The following is an 18,565-nucleotide window of genomic DNA, read 5'->3' on the forward strand; positions in this document are numbered from 1 at the left end:
TTTGATGGTAGGTAAAAATGGCAGATAATGATCAAAATGATGAGTATAAGTTCGCTGAATTAGATTCTCTTGAGAACGAACCGCTTGAGAGTTCAGAGTTTGATTCAACAAGCTCTACCTCTGTGGGATCAGGGGGGAGGGAGCCTCCCAAAAATATCAAACGCAATGCTTTAATTGCGGTGGGTATAATTATTTTTGCGATGTTGATGTATAAATTTATCGGCGGGATGTTTTCCAAGTCGACTCCTATCCCTAAAGAGACCGAAACTCCTGCTCCTATAGCGGAAATATCACCACAGCCGAAGGAAGCCGAAATTCCACCTGCACCAATTCAGCAACAACCGGAAATTCAACAACCAGTAGTCCAACAGACACCTCCGCCAGTGGTTCAAGAGAGTACGGCGTTACAACAGAAAGTAGCGTCTATTGAGTCGAGCCAACAAACAGTTCAATCTGAGGTAAGCTCAATGAATCAGCAAGTAAGCAACATCAATAATAATGTAAACACATTAAATGCACAGATTACAAAACTCAATCAGGTGATTAGTGATTTGAATAATCAGGTTGTGAAGCAATCAGAAGTAATTAATATATTAATAGAGCGGACAAAACCTAAACCTGTTAAGCGAGTAATTCATATAAAACCAGCATCTCCACAAGTAATTTACTATATAAATGCAGTAATTCCTGGTCGGGCTTGGCTAATTGGCTCAAATGGTTCTACACTTACAGTAAGAGAAGGATCAAAAATCGCAGGGTATGGGTTAGTTAAGCTTATTGACTCTATACAGGGTCGGGTTTTAACCAGCTCAGGGCGAGTAATTAGATTTAGTCAAGAAGATAGTTGAGGTGTTTGTATGGCTGATACATGTACGGGCGGAACAGTTGCTTGCTGGATATCGGGTCAGGTTAATATATTAACTAATGTCGCAAATTCGTTGATTCCTGTAGAACGTATGATTACAGGCGGCGCATACCTAATCGGCTGTGCATTTTTATTTAAAGCAGTCTATAGTTTAAAGACATATGGTGAAGCCCGGACTATGATGTCAAGTAATACGAGTATGAAAGAACCCATTGTATATTTGCTGGTTGGTGCGATATTTATTTATTTTCCATCGGCGTTTTCATCATTAATGGTAAGTACCTTTGGGTATCAAAATGTCCTCCAGTATGCTCCAGTTAACAGCAGTAATGCGGCACTTGATACATTATTTGGTACTGGAAGCGTGGTGGGGAGGCCTTTGACAATTATTATTCAGGTCATCGGTTTAATTGCCTTCGTAAGAGGATGGGTGTTGATTGCGCGCTCTGCTTCACAAGGACAACCACCAGGAGGAACGGGAAAAGGCTTAATGCATGTTTTTGGAGGAATATTGGCAATCAACATTGTAGGTACAATTGAGATGATTAATAACACTTTATATGGGACATCGTGAGACAAGGCAGGGCACGATTTTAATTTTAGTTAATTTTTTTGTAATTTAAATTGGGGAGAAAAAGGTGAAGAGTAAAGTCATTAGTAAATCTAGTTACAAATATTGGTTAAGCAGTTTCATTTGCTTAAGTTTGTTGGCATTGGTTAGTCAAGATGCTGCTGCAGGAGCATCGATAGGGACTATGGCATCAACGATTACCTCGTCATTTACAAACTTGACAAAATTAATAACTGCGGGTTCTTACCTGGCCGGATTGGGTTTCTCAATTGGTGCTATTATGAAATTTAAACAGCACAAAGATAACCCGACCCAAATTCCAATAGGTACACCAATTGCTTTAGTTTTTATCGCTGCGGCCTTATTGTTCCTACCTTCTATTTTAGGAGTAACCGGGGTAACAATGTTCGGAGGCAGTGGTGGTACAACTGCTGGACCTACAGGAACAGTTTATACAAGTGGTAGCTAATAACTAGTAGCTGCTTTTATAATAAAAATGGTAAGATTCATTTCTGATCCTCTCCCTGCTAAAGGGCAGAGGATCTTTTAGTAGGTACTAAATAAATAATTGCCAATAAAGTTTATTGTAAATGTGAGCCAATGTGAGCCAAGAAGATGGCAGTTAATCAACAACAACACAAATTAAAATTAATGGCTACGCCAGGGTCATGGCGTTTATATTCTGCCAGGAAGGTTGACGAACGATTTAAAGCGTTTGAGCAAAAAGTATTTCAAAGAGATAGATATACTTGCAGATTTTGTGGATTTCAAGCGCGCTTATTTCAAGAGGTGATTAACCTAGATAATAATTATGCCAATAATAAATTGGATAACTTAGCAACCTCTTGTTGTTTTTGCGCACAGTGCTTTTTTATTGAGTCCGTTGGTGTTGGTGGTTATGGTGGAGGAACATTGATTTATCTTCCAGAGCTAACTCAACCTGAATTAAATAGCATATGTCACGTATTATTTTGTGCGATCACTAACGATACTGGATATAAATCCAGTGCACAAAATATTTATAGAGCATTCAAGTTTCGTTCACAACTTGTGGAGGAAAAATTTGGAGAGGGAACCAGTGATCCTGCAATATTTGGTCAGCTAATGATCGATGCAGGTGTTAGTGACGAAGAGAGAAGTGCTCAATTGTTTAAAGATATACTTCTATTGCCATCGCGTGCCAAATTTCGTAAACAAATTGAAAAATGGGCTGCTAGTGCATTAGAGGAAATTTCAAGTTAGTTATTAGTTAATGTGAGGAAAGGAATGGCGCATTGGTCAGAATCATTTTTTGAAGGAATAGATACCTTCTTTGCCTGGCTAAGTACTTCGCTCAAGCAAACAACAGAATCTTATATCGATTTGGAATCAGCAGATAGTCCAACAGTATTGGTTAATCATGATGGTTCTTTAGTATCTATTTTGAAAATTGACGGGGTCTCAGCCCTTGTAGGAAGTGTAGAGTTCGACAATTTGGTTGCAGGTATCACCAACTCATTTCAAGGTGCTATGGGACGTCCAGGGCATGCTCTACAGGTTTATTTTAGCCACGATAAACAAAACATAAGGAAATTGATCCAAGATACGTACGAACCAGCAACATCCACTGCAAGACGACTTGAACTTAATTTAACGGACTTGTTTGAGGAGCGAGTCAATTATATGGCACAGTATTGCGCGGAGGAACGTGCCTATTTCGTGCTAATTACTCGGCCATTTAATTTGCCTTCTGAGCAGTTAAAGGCAGCAACTAAAGCTAAAATGAAAATGATCAAAGATATGAAGGCTCCTCCTTTCAAAAACAGCCAGACTATCTATGCAGCAATTCCAGAGTTACGTGATACCCATGATGCGTACGTACGTTCTGTTATGAATGATTTAGGTTCACTTAATGTTTTTGCTAAATTACTGGAAGTTCATGATGCAGTACATGCAATTCGCATGACCGCAGACCCAGATTATACAGCAGATGATTGGCGGGCAAGCCTACCAGGGGATAAGGTTACAGTTCGCGAAATTAATAGTTTTGAAGGCGATGCTTCAGATTTATTATGGCCTTCATTGGCAAAACAAGTATTTCCTCGTGATGCAGAAGTATTGGATTTACGTACGGTTAGGGTTGGAGATAAGATTTATTCATCAACCTACATTGATTTGTTTCCTAAAGATATAAGACCTTTTATTCAGCTATTCACACGTATATTACCCGCTCATATTCCTTGGAGAATCTCTTTTTTAATTGAAAGTGAAGGACTATCAACCATTAAGCTTAAAGGGCTTCTGGCGGCGATTCTAACTTTTAGTTCAGCACAAAATCGTTTGATCAGTGATTCGGTAAATTTATTAAAATACATCCAACTTAATACTGATGAAGCAATAGTCCGTTTGCGTGTTGTTGCCACAACTTGGGCGCCTGAAGACCGATTGTCCTTATTACGTCAAAGAAGTTCTGAACTAGTAAAAGCAATTGAAGGTTGGGGATCAACCGATGTTTCTGAAATTTGTGGTGATCCTTTTGGGGGGTTTGTTTCCAGTATGTTAGGCGCTACTCTTAACAGCATGGCAGTCCCTACAGTTGCTCCACTAAGCTCAATAGTTTCGATATTGCCTATTACACGTCCTGCATCACCTTGGACAAAAGGAGCATTACTCTTTAGAACACCTGACGGCAAACCTTGGCCTTTCCAGCCAGGATCGACAGAGCAAACTACGTGGATTGATTTGGTCTATGCGCGTCCAGGTTCTGGTAAATCAGTTTTATCTAATGCGATTAACTTAGCTTTATGCTTATCGGGGGGGTTATTACGATTACCGCGTATTGCGATTATTGATATTGGACCATCAAGTAGTGGTCTTATCTCATTATTAAAAGAAGCGCTTCCAGCATCAAAACGCCATCTGGTTGCTTATCACCGTTTACGAATGACTCCTGAGTATTCAATCAATCCTTTTGATACACAATTAGGATGTCGCTATCCCACGGCATTAGAGCGTGCATTTTTAGTTAATTTTGTAACATTGCTAACTACCCCCCTTGGAGCAGAGAGACCCTATGATGGTATGCCGGATCTGGCGGGTATGGTAGTAGATGAACTATATAAAAGTTTGGCTGATGAATTTAATCCTGCACCTTACTCCCCTGGAGTAGAAGAATTTCTTGACAGTATTTTAGAGGAAATTGGGTTTGTTCGTGATTCAAAATCAACTTGGTGGGAGGTAACAGACTCACTTTATTCTGCAGGTTTTGTGCATGAAGCGATGCTTGCACAACGTTATGCAATGCCTTTATTAGCTGATGCTGCATCAATTTGCCGTACTCCATCTATTGAAGATTTATACGAAAGAATAACAGCACCAACAGGTGAATCATTAATTAATGCGTTTTCACGAATGATCTCTGCAGCAGTTCGTGAATATCCTATTTTATCTCGCGTGAGTAGTTTTGATATTGGTGACGCGCGTGTTGTATCGCTTGACCTTGATGAGGTAGCTAAAAGTGGTGGAGATGCTGCAGACAGACAGACAGCTGTTATGTATATGCTGGCTCGTTATGTACTAGCAAGGCACTATTATTTAACTGAAGAGAGCTTAAACAATATACCGGAACAATACAAAGAATATCATCAGGAACGAGTGCGAGAAATTCGAGAAGATCACAAACGTATTGTTTATGATGAGTTCCACCGTACTTCAAAATCAGCCGCAGTGCGTGAGCAGGTTATTATCGATATGCGTGAAGGCCGTAAGTGGAAAGTACAAATTGCATTATTATCACAATCAGTTGATGACTTTGATGCTGTAATGATCGATTTTGCTACTGCAATTTATATTATGGATGCAGGACCTTCACAAGCGATTGAAAAAACCACTTCAATATTTGGACTATCCGATACTGCAAAAACTGCTTTACGCACTCGGGTGCATGGCCCAAGGCAAGGGGGAGGAACTTTTCTGGCACAATACGCTACTAAAACTGGAGTGAATGTGCAGTTACTTACCTTGACTTTAGGACCGGTTGAACTATGGGCTTTCAGCACTACGGCTGAAGATGCTACAGTGAGAAACCACTTGTATCGTCACCTTGGTCCCGGGGAAGCAAGACGCCTTTTAGCAGCATTATTCCCTAATGGTTCAGTCGCCAAAGAACTAGAAACTCGTTTAAATAGTATGAAAGAAAAAGTTGGTTTGATTGAAGATGAGCTGAAAGAAAGTATTGTTGAACAATTAATTAACGAAATTCTTGAGGCTTATTCAAAAAATCCTGATGTTAAGAGCCTACCAGCTAAATTAACGTAAGTTTCGACTAAAAGGTATAAAATAACTTATACTTTTTAGTCACTCACTACAAGTTATCCCGTAAGGATCTGAAGCATTTGATATGGGATCCATTCAAACCAACATTAAATGACATTTAATACTTCCTTAAGAGTACTTCCATATAATCGGCCTTGTTCTGAATCAGAAATCGATTTTCCTATCCAATTCATTTCTGAAAAGAATAAATACATACAACGGAATATTTATTTAGAATGAGGTCTATATGAAAAAAGTAATTGCCATTTTGTTTTCATCCTTAATTACGATCAATACGAGTTTTGCCCTTGGTAACACAGAAATTCCTGATGAGATGTACATTAAAGAACATTGGATCAGTTTAACAACGAGCTATGATATTGAAACGAAAACACGAAAACTAGGCACTTTATATAGAAAATTTCTAAGTCTCATGTTGACCTATGAGTTTTTTGATCCATTCGATAATAAATTGGCATATGCTCGGTCAAAATTTTTTTCACTGACTGCTCATTTCGATGTTTACGATAATTATGAAAATTTTCTTGGATCGGCTGATGAAAAATTATTTGCCTTTTTTCCTACGTTTGATATTTATGGGCAAGATGGCTACACAAAATTAGCTAAAGCGAGTATGAATTTTTGGGGTACAACCTTCACAATCTATGATCCTGTAACCGATAAAGAAATGGCAACCTTGTATCGACCATTTTTTAGACTGAAAAATGATTGGACTTTTAATATTACCAATAGAGCATTATTCAATCGAAAAGAAATTGATTCCCGCGTGTTGATGACTGTAATTGCATTCCAGGGAGATAGAGAATATTGGGAAAGTAATAATCAAAATTATCTAAGAGGCGTTACGAAAAAGTCTACTCAAGCGAATGAAGTTACTTCTGGACAGGTAAATGAGCTTTTGGAAAAAATTGGCGCCATCAGCAAGCAAGAAGGACTAGAAAATATAGGAAATCCTAATCCAAAAACAATTGATGCTATTGCGAGCGAGCTGGAAGAGAGTTATAAAGAATTGCATGCCCCTGATGAATCAATACAAACAAGTAAAGAAAAACTTGCTGCGTTTAGCGAATATTGTTTGAGTTTGGCACAATCAAATGCTCTTACCCGTGAGAAAAAGAAAGCGATTCTTTTCTTACTTAAGGCACGTTTGGAAGGTGCTGTAAACTTAATGTAACAGTATGTCCTATGTTAGGTGAATCGTATGGCAACCGTAGCTTGGATGATGTGATATTTCTTCACCCCAGGCTACAATGGAGTATACCCTGTTTTTTTGATTATTTTTGGAGTGCGATTTTCGCTCAAAATGTGCCAAATTAAACTTTCCTTAGAAGGTGGCCAATTAATCAGTTTTTCATCAACGTTTTAACGGACATAGCTTTGTAATGAAAAGTCATTGATTTTCTGGAACATGCCTTGCTTTTACAGTTGGATTTTTGAACAGTGTTAAGAAGATCTAAGAGGTAACGTTACAATTACCTTTAACCCACCTTGTAAATTATTAGTCAATGAAATGTCGCCTTGATGCATCTGAATAATTTCCCTGGCAATTGTTAATCCAAGTCCTGTACCTCCTGTACTACGCGAGCGGGAGCTTTCGCCACGATAAAAAGGCAAGAAAACATGTTCTAGATCAGATTCTGCTAATCCTGGTCCTTGATCGGTAATGGTAATTTCCACTTTATTTTGTAGGCAAATTAGATGAATCATTGCTTTATAGCCATAATGCACTGCGTTATTGATCAAATTATTAAAGGCGCGTTTAAGTAAATTTACCGTTCCATAACAAACCAGTTTGGGGCTTTCGCTCGTAAAACTCACATCATAATTCAATTCACTAGCATCATCCTTTAATGATGAAAGCAGTGCCACCAAATCAAATAGTTGAGGTTTTTCTTCAACATTCACATCTCTAAAATAATCCAGGGTTTCTCGGATCATAAGTTCCATTTCATTAATGTCCGTCATTATTTTGAAGTAATTGGGATCATCTTCCAAATATTCTGCGCGTAATTTTAAACGAGTTAAGGGCGTACGCAGATCATGCGAAATCGCGGTGACTACTCGAGTGCGATTTGCTAAAAGCTTATTTACTTTTTCCTGCAGATCATTAATTTTCTTAAAAATAGTTTTTTGATCTTGATTACCTGTTACTGGTATAGGTAACCAATTGTCTTGATGCTCACTGTAATGAAGACTTTGGATTAATGTATGTATTGGTTGATTTAATGATCTAACGGCCCAATAATTAATGAAAAGCAAAGCGCCTACTAAGATAAGAAACAGACTGACTATTGAGTTAGCTTGCCGCGGGAAAAAAGAAATCACTTTAATATTTAACCAATTATTTTCTTTTAGAAATACCGAAAACTCCAATTTTTTATTTTGTTTAATTAAATTAAAAAGCACAGGGGCTTTTAAGGTTAACAATGCATTTTTATTGTATAATGGTTGTGGAGATAAGGTTATTTCTGCCCAAGAAATACTTTGATTTCTGAGGATTAAAGGCCACATCGATTGAGGATTTTTTTGTAACAGTAGAACAAGATGGGTCAATGAGCGTACTGCTTTGGGAGGAAGGGGGCTACGTATGTTTTCATAATAATATTTTCCCAGCTGTATCAGTGAAAAAATTATTAATAGATTGCCTAGTATCAGTCCCACCAGTGTTTTTTTTGCCGTTTTGGTTAATTGACTCATACCAAATCAACCTTAGTTTTGAATTGATAGCCACCTCCGCGAATCGTTAACAATAATCGGGGATTACGTGGATCAAGCTCAATTTTTTTACGCAAGCGACCGATGAGGACATCAATTGTTCTATCTTGTGAATCACAGTCTTTTTCATATAACAAATCCATTAATTGATCGCGGCTCAAAATACGTCCAGGATGCTCCAAAAAAATAACCAACAATTCGTATTCTCGTTGGCTTAATGGGATAGCGACAGAATCTTTATCAATCAAAGAATGGGTATTGCGATCGAGAATCCAATTATCGAAATGTATTTGTTGTAATGGAGTGAGCTTTTTACGATCATGTTCCAGTTCGCCCTGAGTCCGTCGTATTTGTGCTTTTACTCGTGCCAGTAATTCACGAGAACTGAATGGCTTAGAAATGTAATCATCTGCCCCTAATTCCAAGCCAGCCACTCGGTCAGCAATGCTGTTTGCTGCACTGAGCATAATAATAGGCATACTGTGAGTTTGACGAATCATTTGGCATAAATTTAATCCATCAATTCCTGGAAGCATAATATCTAAGATAATTAAATCAAAGTTATTTTCTCTTAATAATTGTTTGATGTTTAGACCATTCAAAGTCCAGGTGGTTCGAAAACCATTTTTAAGCAAGTAATCATTAATCAAGTGCGTAATTTCTTGATCATCATCAATAATCAATATGTGACTTTTTCTTGTACTCATGAATCACCTGGTAAAATAATATACGCAGGCCACATTATAACAGTAAACCTCTCTATGTTGCGCATTGTAACAATGTTGTTACAATAATCACCGCATTTGTCATATTCCTATTACATTGTCTTATTACACTTACCAATGAAACCTAATAGGAGAGTAAAATGAATATTAAACGGTTCATATTAATTAGTAGCTTGGTCTTGGGTGCTTCAATTGCTACAGCGCAAACATCTGACCCTGGCGCGACGGTGGTTTCTGTAAACCAAACAGGACATTATCGTCAGCATGTTGCTAAGTTGCTTAGCCCGGAACAACGTGTTGAACTAGCTAAAATTAAGAAAGAGCTACATGCACAAATGGCCCCGCTAATTAAAGAAAAACGTGCACTCAGCATGCAAATACGAGGTAAATTGGCAACTCCTAATGCAAAATGGAGTGATATATCCAGATTAGTGGAAAAGAGGAATAGTGTTCATGCAAAAATAAGTACTTTATGGGCTCAAACCCAATTTAAAAGCTATCAAAAACTGGGTGTTTTATTACCTATTCGCCATGGCCATCATTGTGGCTTTCAAAATCAAAAGCATGTCCAAAAATCATAAATAGCGTTTGACGGTTTCGTGTCTTTTGCGAAACTGTTCAATTTTTTAACTCAATGACTACAACTCTTATTGGATGTTTACCTATGTTTTCATCTGTGTGTAATTCACCGGGAATATCTTTAGAGAGATAATATGCTTTATCTTTTTCTAATTTTAGGAAATGTTCTTTTCCTTTATTGTTAACTACTTTGATTAATCCGCTATCTAAAGCAACAATCACTCTATTACGCTCATGTCGATGCATTTTTAAAATCTGATCTTTATTCGGGTGAATTACTGTTGTCCAGACGGAGACCTTTTCATTGGATAGTTGGGGAATACGAACAGTCTTATTTGCATCTGCATAAGAATTCATTGATATCAAAAATGAAAGAATATAAGGGATCAAAGTGAGATATTTCTGCATAATGTTTTCCAAAAGTTTTTTAGGAGAACTATAATGCACGGCATTATATTTAAGAAGAGTATTTCCTAATTTTAAATTATGATTTTTCATTGTTCTTCACGGTAATCTAAACTTAAATTCTCCGGTAACTTATAAGGCCCAGTTTTTAATGCTTAGGGAGCATCATCACATTTTTTAACGACAATCTGCTTAATCAACTCCGTTAATAAAATGTAGTTCTGTGTTTTATGGGAAGTAGTGCGCCAAGCTACGCCAATTTCCCTATAAGCCTGATTTGTTTTTAAAGGAAGTGAGACTAAATCAGTTCCGGTAAGAATGCCGCTGTTAATTGCAAGATTAGGTAAAAAAGTAATGCCAGGTTGATGGCTTACCATTTGAATTAGCGTATGTAAGCTGGTGGCAAAAAAATGATTGATTTTTTTGCTCTCTTTTAATTGACATGCTTGCAGTGCGTGTCCTGTCAAACAGTGTTCTTTTTCAAGAAGAAAAATACTGTTTTCAGGGAGCTTATTGATTTCTTGGTCAAATCCTTTATGTGACCATGTTTGAGGTAAGACTAGTTTAAAATAATCTTTGCATAAAATTTGTGTTTGAAAGTCTTGGGTCTGATAAGGAAGCGCTAAGATAACAAGGTCAAGTTTTCCTTCCTTTAAATAGTTCAAAACGTTTTCTGTAGTGTCTTCTCTGATGAATAAGGAGAGCTCTGGATAGAGTTGCTGACACAGATCTTGTAGTTCACTTAAAATAAAAGGAGCAATAGTAGGAATAACCCCAAGATAAAACTTACCCTGCATTACTTTTCCTTGGCTTTGTACGTAATCCAATAAGTCATTGCTTTGTTCAATAATTAGTCGACTGCGGCGGACAATTTCTTCGCCTAAGGGTGTGAATAAAAATGTTTTATGATCGCGTTCGAGCAGTTGTGCTTCTAAAGTTTCCTCAAGATTTGTAATTGCCGCACTTAAAGTCGATTGGCTAATAAAACATGCTGTTGCAGCACGACCGAAATGCTGGTGGTCATATAGCGTAATCAAGTAATGCAGTTGTTTCAGACTGATTAATCTACTCATCGATTTTTCCGATTAAAGTTATCTATTTTATTCATTTTAAATAATTATATACCATAACTATAATTTAATTGAACTAAACGAATTGAGGAGAAATTTATGCTAACTGTTGGTCAAAAAATTCCAGAATTTTCTATTGTTGCAGCAAAACCTGGCTTTAATAATCATGAAGAAAATGGTGTGAGTGCTTTTGAAGTGATTACTGAAAAGAGTTTTCCCGGAAAATGGAAAGTACTTTTTTTCTATCCAAAAGATTTTACTTTCGTATGCCCAACAGAAATTGTGGAGTTTGCAAAATTAAATAGTGAATTTAATGATAGAGATGCAATAGTACTGGGAGGAAGTACGGATAATGAGTTCGTCAAACTCGCTTGGCGTCGAGAACACAAGGATTTGAATAAATTAGATCAATACAGTTTTGCTGATGTTTATGGAAAATTAACTAATGGGTTTGGCATTCGGGATGAAGAGAGTGGATGTGCTTTAAGGGCAACTTTTATTATTGACCCAAATAATGTGATTCAACATGTGAGCGTCAATTCACTAAATGTTGGTCGTAATCCTCAAGAAATATTACGTATTTTGGATGCTTTACAGACCGATGAATTATGTCCTTGTAACCGTCCTATTGGTGGTGAAACATTATAATCCGAACAAAAATTCAGAAGTTCTTATCAATTTGGGAACTTCTGGAAAGGAGAATTATATGTCTATAGAACAGTTGAAACAGGCGATACCTGATTTTGCTAAAGACATACGTCTTAATGTCAGTAACCTATTTGCTAATATGGCACAATCTGGCTTAACAGAAACCCAATTTTATGGAGTTGCCTTAGCTGTAGCATACACATTGAAAGATAGGCGTATTATTGGTGCCATTAAAGCAGATGGAGCACTCTATATCACTGCTCAATTGGAGCATGCAGTACAAACTGCAGCTGCTCTGATGACGATGAATAATGTGTATTATCGTGCAATTCATTTGGCAGAAAATAAGGAACTTGCATCACTTCCTGCTAATTTGCGTATGAATGGTATGGTAAATCCTGGAGTAGCCAAAGCTGACTTTGAGCTATTTGCTTTGGCAGTGTCAGCAATCAATGGTTGTGGCATGTGTATCCACTCGCACGTTAAACAGCTATTGGAACATGAGTTAAATAAAATTGCAGTTCAATCTGTACTAAGAATCGCGGCGGTTTTAAATGCATGCTCTTTTGCTCTATCCCAGAATGAATTATAGGAGGCTTGCTCTGGGAAGCTTAAATTCTTCCCAGAGATACAAAATCATCGTCCTCAATGAACGAATTTCCAGCGCAGCAGGAAGATATATCAGCCCAGCTAAAATAGATGGATTAATAAAACAAATTAATACTCTGGATGAGTTGATCCTCAAAACGCAAAAGATTCAGCCGCTAAAAGCAAAAAAGAAAATAGAGCTAATTAAGATTTTAGATAATCTATACACTCCTTTGATAAATGTTTTAAAGGAATTAGGACCAATCACTACCAGGTTGTCCACAAAAAGTGAAAAGTATATTGAGATTAGTAAAATGCGCCAAAGAATTAGTGGCTTGTTAAGTGAGGAAGCAGGCAGTCTCACTGCTCTGGATGCGAACCACATATAGGATATCCGAAAACTCATGAGCTGTACGCTAATTATCAGGCTCATTTGTCATTATTTTTGCGAGCAGAAATAATGACAAAAATGAATCCTGGAATCCTATCCTTTAATTTAGGACAGTGTAATTATACATCTTGCCAGTCTTCAGGCTCTAAAGGAATAATGAGCCAAAGCAGTAGGTATGCGATAAGTGCTGTACCTCCAACGAGGAAGAAAATCACAAAAATAATTCTCATCCATACAGGGTCGACACCAAAATAAGCCCCTAGTCCACCGCATACTCCAGCAATTTTTCGATCTTTACGTGAGCGCCATAATTTTTTATAGGGTTGACTCATTTTTTTATAAGGTTGATTCATAATTTGCCTTTTTAATAAACGTACGTAACTTATACGGTTACGAGCAGGTTAACCATTTTTTCCCTTCCACAAGACGCGCAATCATCATACTGCTTACGCTGTTGCATGTTACATTAAGCATAGTCGCAAGAGGATCAATAATAATACTAATTGCAGCTATTGCTATTAACACTGAACTAGGAAATCCATATACATTAAGTATAAGTAATTCACCAAGCATTCCTCCACTAGGAATTGCTCCCATCACTGTGCCCACCAATAAAGAGACACCGAGAGCGCTAAGCAGTACGCTCGGACTTGAAAAGTTTAAGTGAAAGATTCCGAATAAAAAAGCAATCTTGAAAACCCCGCCAATTACAGAACCATCTTTATGAATGATGGTACCCAGAGGAATTACTGTTTCATAAACTTCAGGGGGGACCCGCATTTTTTTTGCTGCTATTAAATTAGCAGGAAGACTGGCGGCACTACTGCATGTGGCGATTGATGTCACAACAGGTAGAAAAATGCTGTTCCAAAATACTTTTATTCCTTGAGTTCTTCCAGCTAAATAGGAAAATAGTGTGAAAGCAATAAAAAAATAAATGATTCCAAATGCATAATAAAGAACAGCAATTCGGAGATAGTTCGCCATCAATTGGGGACCTAAGTCATGAACCAAAACAGCGAAATAGGCAAAAAAACCAAAGGGCGCATAATACATAATCAAAGTAAAAACACGCATAAAAACCTCTTCGCCTGCTTTTAAAAAATCAATAAATGTTCTTCTTTTTTCATTGGCATTCGATGCAGCTAAACCTACCAGGATTGAAAAGATAATGAGTGCCAGAATATGCTGATGCGAAAGAAGCTTGCTAAACTCAGGAACAGTAAAAATACCCGCAATTTGATCGAAGAAACTCAATGTAGTGGTTTTTTCTGGAACATTGACTGGTAAGGCAACGCCTAGAGCTGGTGGAAATACGCTGACAATAAAAAGAGAGTAAACTGCTGCTATGATTCCGGTAAATAAAAAAACAATTGTCATATGAACAGCGATCTTGCCTAGTTTGCCCATAGAGCCGACTCGTGCTATTGCCGATGAAACACTAAAGAAAATCAAAGGAACAATTGCGGTAAAAATTAAGTTAAGGAAAATTTCTCCAAAGGGTTTTAAGTAGGGAGTAGCTATCCCAAAAAAGTAGCCTGTGAGACCCCCTAGCAAAATGGCTGCAATCAAAATAAAAGAAAAAAGATAGGATCCAAAAGTTTTATGGGTATTCATTAACTGAGGTGTCCTTAAAAATTTTTAGGAACTGTTGTTATTGTATCTCGTTGCCTAGGTAAGCACTATATGCTAATCAATGTTTTAATACATGCCTAAGGTGCTCTGGATGTTTTGGTATAAGTATGACAAATCTATAAGATTTTCATTCTCCGTTTCCCATTTTATCATCAAACTCAGCAAGATACAGTCATCATTGGGTATAAAATGCAATAATTGAATCAATAGTTCTCACCGTGTATAATCGACCTCGCTCTATAATGTAACCACTTTGCAAGGATCATTATGCCTTCAGTAAGCCCTGTTGTTTATAATTATGCGGATCTCTTTTCCTGGCAAGCAGAATTAACTCCAATCCAATTGCAAATATCTGAATACTCACAATTCATTAAAGAGAAGAGGCAAAATCTTGTACCCCTGCATAAACAGTTAAGCGCTCTAAACTCAAGCATTTCCTTAATAGAGCAACAGATGGATATGAATTTAGGCATGCCTTCAAATATCATCTATCCAAGGATTGATTATTATGGGAGTTCTATTCAGGTTTTAAATAGCTACAAATTGCAATTCAGATTAGACAGTTTACTCAAGGAGCGCGATGCGCTTAAAAGACGTATGGGGCCTTATGAGCGCGAAATTAGCGAAGCTCAAGCGAGTTTGTATGAATTGAACTCTCGTCGAGCCTGGTTAAACGAGCATATTCCTGCTGCTCAGTTATTTTTACAAACCTTGCAAGAAAATCCCTTAGCATCAGTGCAGGCTTTGAGCAATAAAATTTGGGACACACTGATTCATTACGAAGATACTCATTTAACTGGACTTTCTCCCCAGGTACGTATAGGTCTGCTCGCTGTTCGCAATTTGAATCAACTGACTTCCTATCCCGAGGGATATATCCCAGACTATACTAACCAAATCCATCGAGCTAATTACCTTCGGCTGTGTGGTTTTTTATGGGATATTTACCTTAAGGTCCAACAAGAAAAAAAGGACGCGGAGTTCGAAAGGATTTTAGGAAGTCTTATTGAAAGCACTCATGTTGCTCAATATGGTGATTTACCTTATCCAATGCAAACCAATTATAATGCGAGTGCTTGGTTTGCAAGTAATGTACAAACTATGCCCGGATATTTTGCAATTCAAGAGCAATATTTACCAATCGTAGAAGAACAAATTCTTAACAATGGATTTGCTTTTATTGCTCAAAATAAACCTGATCGGCCAACCTCACTGCAAAAGCACATAATTAATGCAGTCAATTTAATTGATGCAGAAGTGAAAATGAAAAAACAAAAAAACGAGGAAATTGATTACCATTTTTATGCGCGAGCTGTTTTTATCTTGAACGATGTTTTAGTTAATCCTACAGATAAGCAAGCCGCAAAACGTTTAGGAGAGATTGCTGAATATGCATCAGGCAATAGTTCTGTTGGGAAACAAGTTTTAGGTGGTCTTCTTATTGTGTTTGGGGCATTGCTTATTAGTGCCAGCGTTGTTGGTTTCATAACGACTTTTGGTTCGAGTTCGGTGCTTAGTGCTTGGGGTTTTGCTCTAGGTCTCAGTTTATTTGAAACAGAATTTGTTTTTGGCATTGCTTCTTCTCTAGCGGCTGCCGCAGGGATCAGTTTAACATTTTTTGCAGGTCCTAGAGCAATGGAGTCAGGAGGACGTAAAGGGTTGTCTCAAGAGCTTATGGATATTAAAGAAGGAATTGAAAATTATGATGAACCTCCACCCTATAGTGTTACTGTGTTAAATTAATCCTCAGCTTCAGGGGCGCCTTGAATAAAAGTAATAAATTATTTTTATTTGTGTATTTAATTCGGGTGTAATTCTTTATTTAATTAATTCGCTGTCAAACCCTTTCTTCATTGCATCGTTAAGACATTCTCTATAATCTAAAAGAAACGGCAAGAGTTTTTGCTTGGAGCAGAAACTCTTTTTCTCTTTACTTCCATGGGTAAATGAAGATGAAGCATAAATATTTCTTTAGAGCTAAAATCTCTCCTGAGTCGTATAAAGAAAAAACTCAAGAATGCTGTATTCAAATTCCCTCTGCTAAAGATATAGAGCAAATGCATAACATGCCGGCAGGTGCTGAGGAAGACCAATTTAAACGGCTAAAGCATATGACTCAGGTGATTGTAGAAACTCAATCTACAGATTCTTCATTACCTGTTGTCACTACAGATGTTGTGCTGTTGCCTAAGCACTGGAATCAATTATTTACCGCAATGAAGAAAGGCAATGAAGAAGTGGCATTGGCTCTTTTTGCCCAATTTCCTGAAAAGGATGAAATTCTTCGCGCGTTACTGGCAGTGCATACTCATGAATATATACAGAAACTCATTTTTTATTGTATTCAAGCGCAACATAAAGGATGGAAACAATTATCTCCCGATATTCTTATTACACCGGGAGTATTTGAGGTATTGATTAAAGATATTGCAATGACTTTATTTCACTTTGGAAAAGTACATTTTTCTTTTGGTCTGCCTTCACACCATGCGTTTAGTGATGAAGGAAATGGCTTTTGTATTTTGAATAAATCAGCAATATTAATTAAATATTTGCAAAGTTTATCGAGTAAACCACTGAAACATATTATTGTTGGAACTGATGTAAATCGTGATAATGGTTTATGCAATGTTTTATGGAATTCTGCCTCAGATATGGATATATGTCATGTAGATATTTTTGACTCAAGGGTTTATCCCCAAGAAGATGATGCGTTTATTACTGAGGCTTTCCAAAAGAGTGGAGAAGATGTCGGGCAAAAAATTCAAATGTGGCAACGAGGAAATTTAGAATATTATGCCGTAGATTTGAGCCGCACTACACGTAAACCTGGTTTAGTACATCCTGCTTTGGTTTTTGCGTTAGAGAAAATTGAGGAGCAAATAGAACAGGCTAAAAAAAATCACCAGAAAGTTGCTCTATTTTTACCCACAGGGTGGGATTCACATGAAGAAGAAACCGCTTATTGTGGAAAGTATGTTGATGGAGAATTAATGGGGGATGCTGAGGCACAAAAAACTCGTTTTAACTCAAAAGACTTAACCTATTTTTATGAAAGTTTATTTAAAGTGTATCAAGAAAATAAAACTGATATTGAAAAAATATATTGGGGTTTAGAAGGTGGATATGATCGAACTATGTATGAGCAACAAGTTCAATTGTTGATGTCACTTGTTTTGAAAGATATAGTCCACCAGGATGCAAATCAATTGCTTCCTGGTTGCCCTAAAAAAACTTAGGGGATTTGTGCAAATCCCGCAACAGTACCTAGGATATGAATCTTATTTAAGGTAGATAATAAAAGGGATTGGGTAATTTAAATACCTTTTTCGTATACCCGCCCTTAAGATCACTGCACTGATCTCCTATAGATGCTATGATAGTGTAACCTTTTTCCGTAATCATTTTTCGTGTGCTTGACTTGAATGGAATAATCGATTTATCGGAGTAATTATTAGGACGCAAATACAGGCCTGACCATTCAGAATAACCTGCTTCCTGTAGATTTTTTTCTGTTGCTTTGCGCTCAGTTTCATTTCTTCCCGTAATAAAAAATACGTTGATACCATGATTGCGGGCATCATGATACAAGGCAAGCATAGGCTTAATTACCGGAGCATTAGCCGCCATTACGTCTTTGTGAAACAGCTTACGATTTCCACCAAAATCACGTTTAATCATATACTTATAATTTGATAGGCTGGTTTCATCAATATCTAAGACCAGCGCTAATTTTTTAGGTGATCTTTCTTTTTGATTTATTTCGGCTTGTTGATCAATATATTTTTGTGCTTTTATAATAACTTGCGTAAATTCTTTTTGGTAAAGCCCTGAGTCATAATAATTTTTGAGTTCATTTTTAACTAAAGTCAGATTGGGTGGAGCTGCAAAAATTGGATTGGAAAAAAGAAACGCAGTACTAAGTAGTATTAGGGCGAGTGTTTTATTGAGTAAATGCATCATTAATCCATCCATTTTTTGTTAAATGGCAGAATTATATCTTTGTTCATTTGTTTGTCAAATTAGTCCAATAATTGCTTACCTACTTCGATGGACTTG

The 18,565-nt window shown here is 37.1% G+C and carries 19 protein-coding genes; 12 read left to right on the plus strand and 7 right to left on the minus strand.

What is annotated here, in order from left to right; translation table 11 throughout:
- The first annotated feature begins 17 nt into the window (after window positions 1-17).
- The 6 genes from icmG to Lpar_RS06685 all read left to right on the plus strand — a co-directional run bounded on the left by icmG (window position 18) and on the right by Lpar_RS06685 (window position 6,924).
- Window positions 18-848 carry a type IVB secretion system protein IcmG/DotF gene (gene icmG, locus Lpar_RS06660; protein WP_058517208.1) on the plus strand — a complete coding sequence of 277 codons (831 nt, stop codon included), beginning with the start codon at window positions 18-20 and terminating at the stop codon, window positions 846-848.
- Window positions 849-857: 9 nt separating this feature from the next.
- Complete coding sequence (locus Lpar_RS06665; protein ID WP_058517209.1) at window positions 858-1,439, plus strand: hypothetical protein; 582 nt, start codon at window positions 858-860, stop codon at window positions 1,437-1,439.
- Window positions 1,440-1,503: 64 nt separating this feature from the next.
- The gene (locus tag Lpar_RS06670) at window positions 1,504-1,905 is read left to right on the plus strand and encodes a hypothetical protein (protein ID WP_058517210.1); all 402 of its coding nucleotides are present in this window, start codon (window positions 1,504-1,506) and stop codon (window positions 1,903-1,905) included.
- A 146-nt stretch (window positions 1,906-2,051) separates the two neighbouring features.
- On the plus strand, window positions 2,052-2,678 hold the full coding sequence (gene icmJ / locus Lpar_RS06675) for a type IVB secretion system protein IcmJDotN (RefSeq protein ID WP_058517211.1): 627 nt from the start codon (window positions 2,052-2,054) through the stop codon (window positions 2,676-2,678).
- Window positions 2,679-2,702: 24 nt separating this feature from the next.
- Window positions 2,703-5,732 carry a type IV secretion protein IcmB gene (locus Lpar_RS06680; RefSeq protein WP_058517212.1) on the plus strand — a complete coding sequence of 1,010 codons (3,030 nt, stop codon included), beginning with the start codon at window positions 2,703-2,705 and terminating at the stop codon, window positions 5,730-5,732.
- A gap of 244 nt (window positions 5,733-5,976) precedes the next feature.
- A complete protein-coding gene (locus Lpar_RS06685; RefSeq protein WP_058517213.1) occupies window positions 5,977-6,924 on the plus strand; it encodes an LURP-one-related/scramblase family protein in 948 nt (315 codons plus the stop codon).
- Between the two features lie 269 nt (window positions 6,925-7,193).
- Here Lpar_RS06685 and Lpar_RS06690 read toward each other — a convergent pair whose 3' ends face one another.
- Window positions 7,194-8,447 carry a sensor histidine kinase gene (locus tag Lpar_RS06690; RefSeq protein WP_058517214.1) on the minus strand — a complete coding sequence of 418 codons (1,254 nt, stop codon included), beginning with the start codon at window positions 8,445-8,447 and terminating at the stop codon, window positions 7,194-7,196.
- Window positions 8,444-9,172 carry a response regulator transcription factor gene (locus Lpar_RS06695; RefSeq protein ID WP_058517215.1) on the minus strand — a complete coding sequence of 243 codons (729 nt, stop codon included), beginning with the start codon at window positions 9,170-9,172 and terminating at the stop codon, window positions 8,444-8,446. Before Lpar_RS06695 ends, Lpar_RS06690 begins: the two co-directional genes overlap by 4 nt.
- 158 nt (window positions 9,173-9,330) lie before the next feature.
- Here Lpar_RS06695 and Lpar_RS06700 point away from each other — a divergent pair, with 158 nt between their 5' ends.
- The gene (locus tag Lpar_RS06700) at window positions 9,331-9,771 is read left to right on the plus strand and encodes a Spy/CpxP family protein refolding chaperone (RefSeq protein WP_058517216.1); all 441 of its coding nucleotides are present in this window, start codon (window positions 9,331-9,333) and stop codon (window positions 9,769-9,771) included.
- Window positions 9,772-9,808: 37 nt separating this feature from the next.
- Here the strand turns inward: Lpar_RS06700 and Lpar_RS06705 are convergent, their stop codons facing one another.
- Window positions 9,809-10,177, minus strand: a complete 369-nt coding sequence (locus Lpar_RS06705; protein WP_058519193.1) for a cupin domain-containing protein — start codon at window positions 10,175-10,177, stop codon at window positions 9,809-9,811.
- Window positions 10,178-10,329: 152 nt separating this feature from the next.
- A complete protein-coding gene (locus Lpar_RS06710; protein WP_058517217.1) occupies window positions 10,330-11,247 on the minus strand; it encodes a hydrogen peroxide-inducible genes activator in 918 nt (305 codons plus the stop codon).
- Between the two features lie 96 nt (window positions 11,248-11,343).
- Here Lpar_RS06710 and Lpar_RS06715 point away from each other — a divergent pair, with 96 nt between their 5' ends.
- From Lpar_RS06715 to Lpar_RS06725, 3 genes are read left to right on the plus strand one after another with little or no spacing between them, the layout of a single operon-like run.
- Entirely contained in the window at window positions 11,344-11,892 is a 549-nt protein-coding gene (locus Lpar_RS06715; RefSeq protein WP_058517218.1) for a peroxiredoxin, read from the plus strand.
- A gap of 58 nt (window positions 11,893-11,950) precedes the next feature.
- Window positions 11,951-12,484: a carboxymuconolactone decarboxylase family protein gene (locus tag Lpar_RS06720; protein WP_058517219.1), complete on the plus strand. Its 534-nt coding sequence runs from the start codon at window positions 11,951-11,953 to the stop codon at window positions 12,482-12,484.
- The gene (locus tag Lpar_RS06725; RefSeq protein ID WP_133133953.1) at window positions 12,447-12,869 is read left to right on the plus strand and encodes a hypothetical protein; all 423 of its coding nucleotides are present in this window, start codon (window positions 12,447-12,449) and stop codon (window positions 12,867-12,869) included. The genes Lpar_RS06720 and Lpar_RS06725 overlap by 38 nt, the downstream gene beginning before the upstream one ends.
- A gap of 121 nt (window positions 12,870-12,990) precedes the next feature.
- Here Lpar_RS06725 and Lpar_RS06730 read toward each other — a convergent pair whose 3' ends face one another.
- A complete protein-coding gene (locus Lpar_RS06730; protein ID WP_058519194.1) occupies window positions 12,991-13,203 on the minus strand; it encodes a PspC domain-containing protein in 213 nt (70 codons plus the stop codon).
- Between the two features lie 58 nt (window positions 13,204-13,261).
- Entirely contained in the window at window positions 13,262-14,488 is a 1,227-nt protein-coding gene (locus Lpar_RS06735; protein ID WP_058517221.1) for a dicarboxylate/amino acid:cation symporter, read from the minus strand.
- A 285-nt stretch (window positions 14,489-14,773) separates the two neighbouring features.
- Here Lpar_RS06735 and Lpar_RS06740 point away from each other — a divergent pair, with 285 nt between their 5' ends.
- Both Lpar_RS06740 and Lpar_RS06745 read left to right on the plus strand, forming a co-directional pair.
- Entirely contained in the window at window positions 14,774-16,249 is a 1,476-nt protein-coding gene (locus Lpar_RS06740; RefSeq protein ID WP_058517222.1) for a hypothetical protein, read from the plus strand.
- Between the two features lie 209 nt (window positions 16,250-16,458).
- The gene (locus Lpar_RS06745; protein ID WP_058517223.1) at window positions 16,459-17,745 is read left to right on the plus strand and encodes an acetylpolyamine aminohydrolase; all 1,287 of its coding nucleotides are present in this window, start codon (window positions 16,459-16,461) and stop codon (window positions 17,743-17,745) included.
- 46 nt (window positions 17,746-17,791) lie between these two features.
- On the opposite strand, the gene Lpar_RS06750 is transcribed toward Lpar_RS06745, so the two are convergent.
- Entirely contained in the window at window positions 17,792-18,469 is a 678-nt protein-coding gene (locus tag Lpar_RS06750) for an HAD family acid phosphatase (RefSeq protein WP_058517224.1), read from the minus strand.
- Between the last annotated feature and the right edge of the window lie 96 nt (window positions 18,470-18,565).

It is taken from the genome of Legionella parisiensis, from assembly GCF_001467945.1.
GTDB lineage: Bacteria > Pseudomonadota > Gammaproteobacteria > Legionellales > Legionellaceae > Legionella > Legionella parisiensis.

Coding starts and splice junctions, on each gene's coding strand:
- Lpar_RS06685 (WP_058517213.1), top strand. CDS start 5,977: ATGAAAAAAGTAATTGCCATTTTGTTTTCATCCTTAATTACGATCAAT.
- Lpar_RS06720 (WP_058517219.1), top strand. CDS start 11,951: ATGTCTATAGAACAGTTGAAACAGGCGATACCTGATTTTGCTAAAGAC.
- Lpar_RS06750 (WP_058517224.1), bottom strand. CDS start 18,469: ATGATGCATTTACTCAATAAAACACTCGCCCTAATACTACTTAGTACT.
- Lpar_RS06700 (WP_058517216.1), top strand. CDS start 9,331: ATGAATATTAAACGGTTCATATTAATTAGTAGCTTGGTCTTGGGTGCT.
- icmJ (WP_058517211.1), top strand. CDS start 2,052: ATGGCAGTTAATCAACAACAACACAAATTAAAATTAATGGCTACGCCA.
- Lpar_RS06690 (WP_058517214.1), bottom strand. CDS start 8,447: ATGAGTCAATTAACCAAAACGGCAAAAAAAACACTGGTGGGACTGATA.
- Lpar_RS06705 (WP_058519193.1), bottom strand. CDS start 10,177: ATGCAGAAATATCTCACTTTGATCCCTTATATTCTTTCATTTTTGATA.
- Lpar_RS06710 (WP_058517217.1), bottom strand. CDS start 11,247: ATGAGTAGATTAATCAGTCTGAAACAACTGCATTACTTGATTACGCTA.
- Lpar_RS06735 (WP_058517221.1), bottom strand. CDS start 14,488: ATGAATACCCATAAAACTTTTGGATCCTATCTTTTTTCTTTTATTTTG.
- Lpar_RS06745 (WP_058517223.1), top strand. CDS start 16,459: ATGAAGCATAAATATTTCTTTAGAGCTAAAATCTCTCCTGAGTCGTAT.
- Lpar_RS06725 (WP_133133953.1), top strand. CDS start 12,447: ATGCATGCTCTTTTGCTCTATCCCAGAATGAATTATAGGAGGCTTGCT.
- Lpar_RS06695 (WP_058517215.1), bottom strand. CDS start 9,172: ATGAGTACAAGAAAAAGTCACATATTGATTATTGATGATGATCAAGAA.
- Lpar_RS06680 (WP_058517212.1), top strand. CDS start 2,703: ATGGCGCATTGGTCAGAATCATTTTTTGAAGGAATAGATACCTTCTTT.
- Lpar_RS06715 (WP_058517218.1), top strand. CDS start 11,344: ATGCTAACTGTTGGTCAAAAAATTCCAGAATTTTCTATTGTTGCAGCA.
- Lpar_RS06665 (WP_058517209.1), top strand. CDS start 858: ATGGCTGATACATGTACGGGCGGAACAGTTGCTTGCTGGATATCGGGT.
- Lpar_RS06740 (WP_058517222.1), top strand. CDS start 14,774: ATGCCTTCAGTAAGCCCTGTTGTTTATAATTATGCGGATCTCTTTTCC.
- Lpar_RS06730 (WP_058519194.1), bottom strand. CDS start 13,203: ATGAGTCAACCCTATAAAAAATTATGGCGCTCACGTAAAGATCGAAAA.
- icmG (WP_058517208.1), top strand. CDS start 18: ATGGCAGATAATGATCAAAATGATGAGTATAAGTTCGCTGAATTAGAT.